We start from the raw sequence: 12,247 nt of genomic DNA on the forward strand, positions 1-12,247 counted from the left end.
CGGCCGCGAGCCCGACCGGCATCTTCACGAACTCGACGAAGCCCGGCAACGCTTCGATGCGGCGCAGCCACGCCGCGACGTTCGAATAGCCGGACAGGTCCACATTGCCTTCGGGCGCGCGCGCAACGTAGCCATACAACGCGACGTCGGCGATGGTCGGCTTCGGCCCGACGATGAAGTCGCGCCCCGCGAGTTCGGCGTCGATGAGCGCGAGGATGCGATGCGCACGGGCGATCACTTCGTCGGCGTTGAACTTCGCCCCGAAGACCGTGATGAGCCGCGCGGCGGCCGGGCCGAATGCGATCTCGCCGGCCGCGACGGACAGCCAGCGCTGCACGGCGGCTTCCTGCGCGGGCGATTGCGGGAGATAGTCGCGGTTGCCCGACGTGCGGGCGAGATACACGAGAATGGCATTCGAATCGGCGATCACGGTCTCCCCGTCGACCAGCACCGGCACTTGACCGAAGCGGTTCAGCGCCAGAAATTCAGGCGACTTGTGCGCGCCGGCGGCCAGGTCGACTTCGATCAGTTCGTGCTCGATGCCGAGCAGCGAGATGAGCAGGCGGGCGCGGTGCGAATGACCGGAAAGCGGGTGAACGTAGAGCTTCATGACTGTTTCCTTTGGGAAGGTGCGACAAGCAGGTCTCATCGCTTGGAGCAAGTCTAGAAACTCGACGGTTGCGGCAGAATCCCCGCTGACGAGAATTGATCGTTCTCGTTTCGCGAATGGTCGGGCGAAAGCCGGCGTTGCGATGCGGACCAACGCGGCGTGTTGCGCGCCGGACCGCTGATGAAGTCGATCGCGCCGGCGCGCGACCGGGCTTGCGCGAGCGGCGCGCTCGACGCGCCGCCCGCGACGACGGCCGCCCTTACTCGAACGCCTTCAACGCATCCAGCCCGTCCGGCAGCGTCGCGTCCGGAAACTGCGTGGACAGCGTCGCGTCCCGCCACCGCGCCGCCTCTTCCGCGCGCTGCCGTTCCGCCTGCTCGCAGACGAACAGCGCATCGCCGCCGAGCAGCAGGCGCAGCGGCACGTCGTCGCGGCGCGACAGATCGACGATCAGCGCCGCGATCCGTGCGGGATCGCCAATCTCGCGGCCGCCATACGCGCCGAGCAGGTCGAGGATCTTTCCGACCGACGGCTGATAGTCGGGCAGCAGATCGTCGACGCCGCGCTTCGCCTGCGCGGCCCATTCGGTCCGCATCCCGCCCGGCTCGAGCGTGCACACGCGCACACCGAACGGCGCGACTTCCTTCGCGAGCACGTCGCTGAACCCGCCGACCGCCCACTTCGCGGCCTGATACGCGGACAGCCCCGGCGTCGACGTCCGCCCGCCGACCGACGACACCTGGAAGATGTGCCCCGCGCGCTGCGCGCGCATCGTCGGCAGCACCGCGCGCGTGAGATGGATCACGCCGAACAGGTTCGTTTCGATCTGGTCGCGGAACACGTCGGCGCCCATCTGCTCGAACGGCGCCGTATGGCCGTAGCCCGCGTTGTTCACCAGCACGTCGATGCGGCCGAACGCGGCGCGGGCCGCCGAGACGGCCTGCGCCGCCGCCGCTTCGTCGGTGACGTCGAGCGCGACCGGCAGCAATCGGTCGCCATACCGTTCGGCCAGATCGGCCAGCCGCGCCGGATCGCGTGCGCCGGCCACCAGCCGGTCGCCCGCCGCCAGCACGGCTTCCGAAATCGCGCGCCCCAGGCCGCGTGCGGCCCCCGTTACCAACCAGACTTTCGACATTTTCCACTCCTTGACCATGGTGAAACGATGAAAATGAATGATTACTCACTCATTAATATGGACGATGAACCGATCCTTCCTGACCGCATCGCCCAGCCTGACACCTCGCTGCGCGCCATGGAGATGCGAGCCACCGCACGCGTCGCCATGACTTCCCTGCTCCGCTCACACCGTCTGCAACACGGCCCATATCGCGCGAAACCCCGCTTCCCGGTAGGCATCGGCCCGCGCAGGATCGCGCGCGATCGATTCCATCGCGGTTTCCGCGATCGACGTAAACAACGCCGAGCAGAACGCATGCGCTTCGTCGCGGTTCAGCCCGCCCGACGCGGCGACCTGTTCGCGCAGCAGCGCGCGGATCGCGCCGAAGCCCTCGGTGCCGGCCGCGCGATGCGCGTCGTCGATGCGACCGCTCACGCCGAGCTGCTGCAGCGCACGCCGGCCGTCCGGATTCGCGACGCCCCACGACACATAGCCGTTCCACGCATGCCGCACCGCCTGTTCGGCCGGCGCGTGTTCCGGAAACCCGGTCATCATCGCTTCGCGCATGTCGGCCTTCAGGCTCACGTACAGCGCGTTCAACAACGCATCCTTGGTTTCGAAATAGGTGAACACCGTGCCTTCCGCCACGCCGGCGAGCCGTGCGATGCGCGCGGTGGTCGCGGTCGCGCCGTCCTCGGCGAGCGCGCGCGGCCGCGGCGAGGATGGCTTCGTGCTTGTCGGGACTGCGCGGACGGGCCACGTTCGATTCCTTTAATGAGTGAGCGCTCAATCATAATCAAGCCCTCGCCGGGAACGCAAGCCCTGTTACATCCGCGGGAACGCATACGCAATCCATCAAAACGGTGCACTATTGCGTTTTGCCGTACCGGCGCCCGCGCATCCGGCGCCGCATTGCCCTCGACGTTCGTTTCACGTTCACCGTTTCAAACCGCGAACCTCCCATGACGAATCAGCCTTCCCAGACGGCGGCCGACCGGCCCGTCGACATGATCATCTTCGGCGGCGGCGGCGACCTGGCCGCCCGCAAGCTGTTGCCCGCGCTATACATGGCGCACCTGCACTGCAATCTTCCGCCCGAGACGCGCATCATCGCCGTCGGCCGCCGCGACTGGGGCATCGACGGCTATCGCAAGTTCATGGACGAGCAGTCGCGCCCGTTCATCGACGAGAAGGCGTTCGACGCCGACGCGTGGAGCCGCTTCCTCGACCTGTTCAAGTACGTGCTGATCGACGTCAACGTGCCGGACGACTACCTGCGCCTCGCCGAAGCGGCGCGTGGCGACGCGGTGCGCGTGTTCTACCTGTCGACGTCGCCGGAGCTGTTCACGACGATCTGCGACAACCTGTCGGCCGCGCACCTCGTCGACGCGCACTCGCGCGTCGTCCTCGAAAAACCGCTGGGCCACGATCTCGCGTCCGCGAAGGCGATCAACGACGCGGTCGGCAAGCACTTCGAGGAATCGCAGATCTACCGGATCGACCACTATCTCGGCAAGGAAACCGTGCAGAACCTGATGGTGCTGCGCTTCGGCAACCCGATCTTCGGGCCGCTGTGGCAGGCGCCGAATATCCGCAGCGTGCAGATCACGGTCGCGGAAACGGTCGGCGTCGGCAGCCGCGCGGGCTTCTACGACCATACCGGCGCGCTGCGCGACATGGTGCAGAACCACCTGCTGCAGCTGCTGTGCATCGTCGCGATGGAGCCGCCGGTGTCGCTCGACCCGGACGCGGTGCGCGACGAGAAGCTGAAGGTGCTGCGCTCGCTGCGGCCGATGTCGCTGTCGGACGTCGCGCGCGACACCGTGCGCGGCCAGTACACGGCCGGCGCGGTCGACGGCCAGCCGGTGAAGGGCTATCTCGAGGAAGACAACGTGCCGGCGGACAGCCGCGCGGAAACCTTCGTCGCGCTGCGCGCGCACATCAACAACTGGCGCTGGGCGAACGTGCCGTTCTTCCTGCGCACCGGCAAGCGGCTGCAGCGCCGCCAGTCGGAAATCGTGATCGAGTTCGCGGACATGCCGTTCTCGATCATCCCTACCGGCCCGCGCAATTACGGCAACCGTCTCGTGATCCAGCTCCAGCCGGAAGAGTCGATCCAGCTGCAGATGCTCGCGAAGGAGCCGGGCAGCGGGATGAACATGGTGCCGGTCAGTCTGAACCTCGACCTGCAGCAGGCGATTCCGGAACGGCGCGCGGAAGCGTACGAACGGCTGCTGATCGACGTGATCCGCGGCCGCCTCACGCACTTCATGCGCCGCGACGAACTCGAAGCCGCGTGGTCGTGGGTCGAGCCGATCCTCGACGGCTGGAAGCAGCTCGGCGACCGGCCGCGCCTGTACACGGCCGGCACGTTCGGGCCCGCGGCTTCGTCGGCGCTGCTCGCGCGCGACGGGATGTCGTGGGCCGAAGAGGCGTAATCGCCGCACGACGGCGTGCCGCCGCGCGGCACGCCGGATTCCGCAGGGCAGCGCCGCCTGCGCCGCGCCGCTACTGCGGCTCCATCCACGCGGCCTTGCGCCGCGCCGGCGCATCGCCGCCGCTGCCGCCGCCCAGCACCTCGATCAGGTAGTCGACGAACGACGCGATCCGCGACGAGATCGCGGTATTGCGGTAGTACACCGCGTGAATCGGCTGCTGGACGTCGAGCGTCTGGCGCGCGAGCACCTGCACGAGCCGCCCGGCCTCGCGATCCTGCGCGGTCACGAAATCCGACAGGCACACGATCCCCGTGCCCGCCAGCGCGAGCTGCCGCAGCGTCTCGCCGCTCGACGACCAGACGTCGGGCTCGATGCGGCAGGGCTCGCCGTCCGTGCCGAGGATCGGCCATACGTTCAACGATTCGGGCTGCGTGAAACCGAGCAGCGTATGCTTCGGCAGATCGTCGACCTTGCGCGGCTGCCCGTGCGCTTCGACGTAGTCGGGGCTGGCGAGGATGCGCACCCGGCTGTTGCCGATGCGCCGGCTGTGCAGCGTCGAATCCTTCAGCCGGCCGATCCGGATCGCGACGTCGGTGCGCCGCTCCAGCAGGTCGATGATGCCCTCGTTGCTGTTCAGCTCCAGCTCGACCTTCGGAAAGCGCTCGCGGTAGCCACGCACGAGCGGCACGATCACGTGCAGCATGAACGGCGTCGCGGCGTCGATGCGCAGGCGCCCGGACGGCATCTCGCGCCGCGCGAGCATCTGCTCTTCCGCGTTCTCGACCGATTCGATGATCGCGCGCGCGTCCTGCAGGAACGCGCGCCCTTCCTCCGTCAGTTCGAGCCGGCGCGTGGTCCGGCGCAGCAGCGTGGTCTTCAGCTTTTCCTCGAGCCGCGCGAGCGTGCGGCTCGTCGCCGACACGGTGAGGTCGAGCTGCTGGGCGGCGGCGGTGATCGAACCGGTGTCGACCACGGCGGCAAAGGCCTGGAGTTCGTCTAGGGTGATCTTCATTGTTGATTTGAAATCAAAACAATTTGGTTTATAGACGAGTTTTTCCGCAAAAGTAAAGCCGGCACACTGCGATCCGTTCCTACTGAAACCCGGATCCCGTCATGCCACTCGCGTTGCTTGCGCTGACCATCAGCGCCTTTGCCATCGGCACCACCGAATTCGTGATCGTCGGGCTGATCCCGACGATCGGCGCCGACCTCGGCGTCAGCCTGCCGTCCGCCGGCCTGCTCGTCAGCCTGTATGCGCTCAGCGTAGCCATCGGCGCGCCGCTTCTCACCGCGCTCACCGGCCGCGTGCCGCGCAAGGCGCTGCTCGCCGGGCTGATGGCGCTCTTCACCGTCGGCAACCTCGTCGCATGGCAGGCGCCGGGCTACGAATCGCTGATCGTCGCGCGCGTGCTCACCGGCCTCGCGCACGGCGTGTTCTTCTCGGTCGGCTCGATCATCGCGACCACGCTCGTGCCGAAGGACAAGGCCGCCAGCGCGATCGCGACGATGTTCAGCGGGATGACCGTCGCGTTCGTCGCCGGCATTCCGCTCGGCACCTTCATCGGCCAGCACTTCGGCTGGCGCGCGACGTTCCTGATCGTCGCGCTGTTCGGCCTCGTCGCGTTTCTCGGCGCGGTTGCCTTCGTGCCGCGCGGGCTGCCGCAGACGCCGCCCGCCCCGCTCGCCCGCCAGTTGCGCGTGCTCGCCCAGCCGCGCCTGCTGCTCGTCTATGCGATGACGGCGGTCGGTTACGGCGGCTCGCTGATCGCGTTCACGTACATGGCGCCGCTGCTCGAACAGATCGCCGGCTTCACGCCGTCGCAGGTCAGCCTCGTGCTCGTCGGCTACGGCGTGTCGGTGGCGGTCGGCAACGTGTGGGGCGGCAAGCTCGCGGACGCCGTCGGCCCCGTGAAGGCGCTCAAGCGGATCTTCCTGCTGCTCGCGATCGTGCTGCTCGCGCTGACCTTCACGATCCACGTGAAATGGCTCGCGGTGCTGACGATGCTCGCGTGGGGCGCCGTGGCGTTCGGCAACGTGCCGGGGCTGCAGGTGTACGTCGTCAAGCAGGCGCGCCACTTCGCGCCGGACGCCACCGACGTCGCATCGGGCTTCAACATCGCCGCCTTCAACCTCGGCGTGGCGGGCGGGTCGTCGCTCGGCGGCCTGATCGTCGCGAACGTCGGCCTGGGCCACACGCCGTGGATCGCCGCCGTCGTCACGCTCGGCGCGTTTGCGCTCACCGCGCTGAGCGGCCGTCTCGACAGCCGTCAGGGCCTCCCGGAACGCACGGCCGAACCCGTCGAACTCGCCCATTGAACGTCATCCTTTCGCAGGAGCCCTCAGCATGAACGCATCGACCCAACGTCCGCCGTTCGCCGGCAAGACTTTCGAAGTCCGCTACGACGGCCTCACCGCGCTCAACGCGTACGACGAAGACGGCCTCCACATGCGCTACGCGATCACCGAAGGCCCGTACGCGGGCGCCACCGGCGAAGTCGAATACACGTGGCAGCCGATCGCCGGCGACGCCTACGCGATCTCGTGGCAAGAAGCCGATCGCGCAACCGTCGTGCATATCGACGATTTCGCCGCGGGCACGTCGCGCTCGTTCTTCACCGCGCCGTCGCTCGATTTCCACCGGCTCGACGGCAGCCTGCGCGCGGTCTGAACGGAGCCCGACCATGTTCACTTCACTCGACTCGCTCGCCGCCGGCGGCTTCAGCATCGGCGTCGAACTGCCGCTCGACAACGACTGGACCCCGTCCGGCAACGCGAAACGCCGGCACGACGGCCGCCACCCCGGCGTGCCCAGCCTCGACATCCACGCGGAGCTCGCGCAACTGGCCGACACGCTCGGCTTTCGCGCGCTCTGGGTGCGCGACGTGCCGGTGTACGACCCGTCGTTCGGCGACGCCGCGCAGGTGTTCGAAACGTTCTCGTATCTCGGCTACCTCGCCGGGATCACGCGCGACATCCTGCTCGGCACCGCGGCCGTCGTGCTGCCGCTGCGCGAGCCGCTGCTGACGCTGAAATCGGCCGCGACGATCCAGGAACTGAGCGGCGGGCGCCTGCTGCTCGGCGTCGCGAGCGGCGACCGGCCGGTCGAATATCCGCTGTTCGGCCGCGACTTCGCCACGCGCGGCGCGAACTTCCGCGACCAGATCGCGCTGCTGCGCGACGGCGCGCGCGAGCATCTGCCGCCCGGCCTGGAAGTGCTGCCAGCCGCCCGTTCGCCGGTGCCGCTGCTCGTCGCGGGTCTCGCGCAGCAAACGCCCGAGTGGATCGGCGAGCACATGGACGGCTGTCTCGCGTATCCGGGCACGCCGGCCGATCACCTGCAGCGCGCCGCGAACTGGCACGCGGTGGCCGGCGACAAGCCGTACGTGAGCTTCATCCACCTCGACCTCGCGGAAGATCCGCACGAACCGCTTCAGCGGCACCGCTTCGGCGCCCGCGCGGGGCGCCTCGCGCTGACGGAAGAACTCGCGGCGATGCGCGACGCGGGCGTGCAGCACATCGGCCTGCATTTCCGCCGCAACCGCCGGCCGCTCGACGAGACGATGGCCGAAATCGCGGCGGACGTGCTGCCCGCGTTCCACCCGAACACGACGCCGCAGACGCGCGTCGCATAAGGGCGACCACGGTCCGGACGCCCGCGGCGCAACCAATATTTGACTTTAAATCAAATATTTTTGGCTTATGAAGGCGTTTATCTCATCAGTCTCACGCGCCAGAATGACGTCCATACCGCAATCGTTTCCCCTCTTTCAGGAGCACATGATGAGCAAGATTCCCGCATTCGGCCTCGGTACGTTCCGCCTGCAAGGCCAGGTCGTCATCGACTCGGTCCGCAACGGCCTCGAAGTCGGCTACCGCGCGATCGACACCGCGCAGATCTACGGCAACGAAGCCGAAGTCGGCGAAGCGATCGCCGCGTCGGGCGTGCGCCGCGAAGACCTGTTCCTCACGACGAAGATCTGGGTCGACAACTACGCGCCGGAAAAACTGGCGGCCAGCCTCGAGGAAAGCCTGCGCAAGCTGCGCACCGACGTCGTCGACCTGACGCTGATTCACTGGCCGGCGCCGGGCAACGGCGTGTCGATCGACGCGTTCATGACCGCGCTGGCGGACGCGAAGGCGAAGGGCCTCACGCGCCAGATCGGCATCTCGAACTTCAACATCGAACTGACGAAGGAAGCGATCGCGGCCGTCGGCAAGGACGCGATCGCGACGAACCAGATCGAACTGAGCCCGTACCTGCAGAACCGCAAGCTGGTCGAGTTCCTGAGCGCCGAAGGCATTCACGTGACGTCGTACATGACGCTCGGCTACGGCAAGGTGCTCGGCGACCCGGTAATCGGCGCGATCGCGCAGCGTCACGACGCGACGCCGGCGCAGGTCGCGCTCGCGTGGGCGCTGCAACTCGGCTACTCGGTGATCCCGTCGTCGACCAAGCGCGAGAACCTCGCAAGCAACCTGCTCGCGCAGACGCTGCGCCTGACCGACGACGACATGGCGCAGATCGCCGCGCTCGAACGCAACGGCCGCGAAGTCGACCCGGCCGGCCTCGCGCCGAAGTGGGACTGAACGCCGCTTTCTTGATCGACCGCCCGCGGCCAGCCGGCCGCGGACACTGAGAGGACACCACCATGACCCAGGACCCGCTTTTCCAACCGCTGCGACTCGGCGCGCTGACGCTGCCGAACCGCATCGTGATGCCGCCGATGACGCGCTCGCGCGCGAGCCAGCCCGGCGACGAAGCCAACGAACTGATGGCCGCGTATTACGCGCAGCGCGCGAGTGCGGGCCTGATCGTCAGCGAAGGTACCTACATCGCGCCGCTCGGCAAGGGCTATGCATGGACGCCCGGCATTCACACGCCGTCACAGGTCGCCGGCTGGCGCAAGGTGACGGACGCCGTGCATGCCGCGCACGGCCGCATCTTCGCGCAGCTGTGGCACGTCGGCCGGCTGAGCCACACGAGCCTGCTCGGCGGCGCGCAACCGGTGTCGTCGTCGCCGCTCCAGGCGAAGGGCGTGAACGTGTTCATCGCCGGCGAGGACGGCAGCACGCCGGGCTTCGTGCAGGCGTCTGAGCCGCGCGCGCTGTCGATCGACGAGATCCGCGAGACCGTCGATCAATATCGCGCCGCCGCGCGTCACGCGATCGAAGCCGGCTTCGACGGCGTCGAGCTGCACGGCGCGAACGGCTACCTCGTGAACCAGTTCATCGATTCGAACGCGAACACGCGCACCGACGCATACGGCGGCTCGCTCGAGAACCGTCTGCGCTTCCTGCGCGAAGTCGCGCAGGCGCTGATCGAAGGGACCGGCGACGCATCGCGCGTGGGCATCCGCCTCGCGCCGCTGACCACGCTGAACGGCTGCGTCGACGACGATCCGGAAACGACCTACCTCGCCGCCGCGAAGCTGCTCGGCGAACTCGGCGTCGGCTACCTGCACATCGCGGAAGCCGACTGGGACGACGCGCCGCTGATGCCGGTCGCCTTCAAGCAGCAATTGCGCGCCGCGTTCCCGGGCGTGCTGATCTATGCCGGCGCGTACACCGCCGAGCGCGCCCGCGAAGCGATCGCCGCCGGCTGGGCCGATCTCGTCGCATTCGGCCGCCCGTTCGTCGCGAACCCCGACCTGCCCGAGCGGCTGCGCACCGGCGCCGCGCTCGCGCCGCACGATCGCAACACGCTGTTCGGCGGCGGCGCACACGGCCTGACCGACTACCCGACGCTCGCGCAAGCCGCGGCCTGAACGATTCTCCTGTTCGTGCCCGGCCAGCCGCCGTACGTCGGCTCCACGCAGGTCAACATCAACCCGGTCGCGATCCGCTGATCGCGCCTTAGCCCTTCGGCAATCGCGGCGACTATCGCCGCGATTGTCATTTCCGGGTTGCGGCCCACGCGATCGGCGTCTAGTGTTGACAGGATCGACTCCACACGACCGTCACCCGACCTGAAAGGACGCCGCGCCATGCCAAGCCGCTCCCCGACACGCGACATGCTGCTGGCCGTTGCGGCCGGTCTTTCCTTCGCGGCATTCACCGCGCCCGCGCATGCCGACGACGCTGCCGGTCTCGCGCCGCCCGAGCCGGCCACGCCGGTGCTGTCGACCACCGCGAGCGGCTTGCAGGTTTACACGTGCGAATACGATGCCGAACACCGGCTCGCGTGGACATTCCAGCACCCCGAAGCGCTGCTGTTCGATGCCGGCGGCACGCTCGTCGTCCGGCACGGCGCAGGGCCGTCGTGGGAAGCGCTCGACGGCAGCCGCATTACCGGCAAGAAGCGCGCGGAAGCGCCAAGCGCAAGCCCGGCCAGCATTCCGCAACTGCTGCTCGCGGCGACGCCGGCCGCAACCGGCACGCTCGCCGGCGTGCGCTTCGTGCAGCGGCTCGACACGGCGGGCGGCACGCCGCCGGCCGCGACGTGCACGACCGAGCACGCGGTCGGCCGCTTTCCGTACTTCGCGCGCTACGTGTTCCTGAAGTAACGCGCACGACGCCGCAAGCGACGGGCACCATCCCGTCGCCTTGCGCCACGCTTCCATTCAATCAGTTTTCGTATATTTGATGCAGGGAAGCGTGAAATCGCCGGCACCCTCGTTCCGTCTCGTCAGCGCAGCCGCATCGACAATTCGACGTCGCCGCCGAACGGCACCGACAGATAGCCGTTTTCCGGCGCGCGCACGTAAGCGAGGTAGTCGGGGCTGTATTCCGCGTTGTCGGCCACGACGAACGCGCCCGCCCTGAGCCGCGGCTCGACCAGCGCGAGAATCTCCGGATACAGCGCCTTCGCCCCGTCGAGCAGCAGCAGGTCGACCGCATCCGGAAGATCGGCGGCCAGCGTGCGCAGCGCATCGCCTTCGCGAATCTCCACGAGATCGGCCAATCCGCCTGCTGCCAGGTTGGCCTGCGCGCGTGCGACCTTCGACGGCTCGAACTCGCTCGTGATCAGCCGGCCGCCGCCGTTGTCGCGCAGCGCGGCCGCGAGATGCAGCGTCGAAATGCCGAACGACGTGCCGAATTCGACGATCGTCCTGGCTCCGCCGCTGCGCGCGAGCATGTACAGCAGCGTGCCCGTCTCGCGCGACACGGGAAGCGGATAGTCCTTCAGGCGCGCATACAGATCGGCGTAGTCCGTCTTGCTGCGCATCAGTCGCGCTTGCTCGTCGCGCGACACGTTCGCGAAGGCGGGGCTCGTCGCCGGGGACGACGCGTCGGCTTCATCGAACAGGCGCGCCAGCAGCGAAGCCAGCGGGTCGAGCATCAGGGTAGTCATGCGAATCTCCGGTATCGGGTTGAGTGCGTCGTTGCACCCGACTAGAATATGACGAACTATTCAGGTTTTACTATTCGCATTGGCAGACCGCTCATGACCGACCGCCGAAACGCCCCGATCGCCACGCGCAAGCAGCCTCGACAGGCACGCTCGACCCGTCTCGTCGAGGATGTCCTGCAGGCGGCTATTCAGGTTTTGGCGAGCGAAGGCGCGCAGCGCTTCACGATGGCGCGCGTCGCCGAGCGGGCCGGCGTGAGCGTCGGCTCGCTGTACCAGTATTTCCCGAACAAGGCGTCCGTGCTGTTCCGGCTCCAGCACGACGAGTGGCGGCAGACGCACGACATGCTGTGCGGGATGCTGCAGGACACGACGAAGGCGCCGCCCGAGCGGCTGCGCACCGCCGTGCATGCGTTCATCCGCTCGGAATGCGACGAAGCGCCGATGCGGATCGCCCTCGACGATGCCGCCCCGCTCTATCGCGACGCGCCCGAGGCGCAGGAAGTGAAGGCCGAGGGCAACCGGGCGTTCCGCGCGTTCATCCGCGAAGCGCTGCCCGACGTGCCCGACGCCACGCATGCGCTCGCGTGCGAGCTGATCCTGACGACGCTCACGACGGGCGGCAAGGCGTTCTCGGAAACCGCGCGCACGCCCGCGGAAATCGACACGTACTCGGACGCGATGGCCGACATGTTCTGCGCGTATCTCGCGCATCTCGCGCGCGATTGAGCGCCGCGCCGTGCCGTACCGGAACGGACACCGCACGCGCGCCGGCCTTCCGGGCCGCATTGAAA

Annotated in this window: 12 protein-coding genes and 1 pseudogene; 8 read left to right on the forward strand and 5 right to left on the reverse strand. The window is 68.1% G+C overall.

The genetic code is table 11. The features are described 5' to 3' along the window. The 3 genes and pseudogenes from AC3IFE_RS20690 to AC3IFE_RS20700 all read right to left on the reverse strand — a co-directional run. The coding region (locus AC3IFE_RS20690; protein WP_489191776.1) for a glutathione S-transferase family protein at window positions 1-610 on the reverse strand (610 nt) is incomplete at its 3' end. A gap of 259 nt (window positions 611-869) precedes the next feature. Continuing rightward, window positions 870-1,745, reverse strand: a complete 876-nt coding sequence (locus AC3IFE_RS20695; RefSeq protein ID WP_489191777.1) for an SDR family NAD(P)-dependent oxidoreductase — start codon at window positions 1,743-1,745, stop codon at window positions 870-872. Between the two features lie 165 nt (window positions 1,746-1,910). Beyond that, window positions 1,911-2,487 (reverse strand): annotated as a pseudogene (locus tag AC3IFE_RS20700) (TetR/AcrR family transcriptional regulator). Window positions 2,488-2,689: 202 nt separating this feature from the next. Here AC3IFE_RS20700 and zwf point away from each other — a divergent pair. Then, entirely contained in the window at window positions 2,690-4,165 is a 1,476-nt protein-coding gene (zwf, locus tag AC3IFE_RS20705; RefSeq protein ID WP_089470721.1) for a glucose-6-phosphate dehydrogenase, read from the forward strand. 70 nt (window positions 4,166-4,235) lie between these two features. Here the strand turns inward: zwf and AC3IFE_RS20710 are convergent, their stop codons facing one another. Then, on the reverse strand, window positions 4,236-5,177 hold the full coding sequence (locus AC3IFE_RS20710) for a LysR substrate-binding domain-containing protein (RefSeq protein ID WP_489191778.1): 942 nt from the start codon (window positions 5,175-5,177) through the stop codon (window positions 4,236-4,238). 101 nt (window positions 5,178-5,278) lie between these two features. On the opposite strand from AC3IFE_RS20710, the gene AC3IFE_RS20715 reads away from it, so the two are divergent. The 6 genes from AC3IFE_RS20715 (at window position 5,279) to AC3IFE_RS20740 (ending at window position 10,668) form a co-directional block, all read left to right on the forward strand. After that, window positions 5,279-6,481, forward strand: coding sequence for an MFS transporter (locus AC3IFE_RS20715; protein ID WP_050012129.1), 1,203 nt, complete (start codon window positions 5,279-5,281; stop codon window positions 6,479-6,481). A gap of 28 nt (window positions 6,482-6,509) precedes the next feature. Continuing rightward, window positions 6,510-6,833, forward strand: a complete 324-nt coding sequence (locus tag AC3IFE_RS20720) for a MoaF-related domain-containing protein (RefSeq protein WP_489191779.1) — start codon at window positions 6,510-6,512, stop codon at window positions 6,831-6,833. 13 nt (window positions 6,834-6,846) lie between these two features. Next, window positions 6,847-7,797 carry an LLM class oxidoreductase gene (locus tag AC3IFE_RS20725; protein WP_489191780.1) on the forward strand — a complete coding sequence of 317 codons (951 nt, stop codon included), beginning with the start codon at window positions 6,847-6,849 and terminating at the stop codon, window positions 7,795-7,797. A gap of 148 nt (window positions 7,798-7,945) precedes the next feature. Beyond that, window positions 7,946-8,752 (forward strand): 2,5-didehydrogluconate reductase DkgB, encoded by an 807-nt coding sequence (gene dkgB, locus AC3IFE_RS20730; protein ID WP_089470927.1) that lies wholly within the window; start codon window positions 7,946-7,948, stop codon window positions 8,750-8,752. Window positions 8,753-8,814: 62 nt separating this feature from the next. Next, window positions 8,815-9,930: an alkene reductase gene (locus AC3IFE_RS20735; RefSeq protein ID WP_089470726.1), complete on the forward strand. Its 1,116-nt coding sequence runs from the start codon at window positions 8,815-8,817 to the stop codon at window positions 9,928-9,930. A 219-nt stretch (window positions 9,931-10,149) separates the two neighbouring features. Then, the gene (locus AC3IFE_RS20740) at window positions 10,150-10,668 is read left to right on the forward strand and encodes a DUF3455 domain-containing protein (protein WP_489191781.1); all 519 of its coding nucleotides are present in this window, start codon (window positions 10,150-10,152) and stop codon (window positions 10,666-10,668) included. 122 nt (window positions 10,669-10,790) lie between these two features. Here AC3IFE_RS20740 and AC3IFE_RS20745 read toward each other — a convergent pair whose 3' ends face one another. After that, on the reverse strand, window positions 10,791-11,456 hold the full coding sequence (locus tag AC3IFE_RS20745) for an O-methyltransferase (RefSeq protein ID WP_089470728.1): 666 nt from the start codon (window positions 11,454-11,456) through the stop codon (window positions 10,791-10,793). Between the two features lie 48 nt (window positions 11,457-11,504). Between AC3IFE_RS20745 and AC3IFE_RS20750 the strand changes: the two genes are divergently transcribed. Continuing rightward, the gene (locus AC3IFE_RS20750) at window positions 11,505-12,182 is read left to right on the forward strand and encodes a TetR/AcrR family transcriptional regulator (protein ID WP_489191782.1); all 678 of its coding nucleotides are present in this window, start codon (window positions 11,505-11,507) and stop codon (window positions 12,180-12,182) included. Window positions 12,183-12,247: the final 65 nt, after the last annotated feature.

It is taken from the genome of Burkholderia sp. APQ4-4ca, assembly GCF_057837105.1.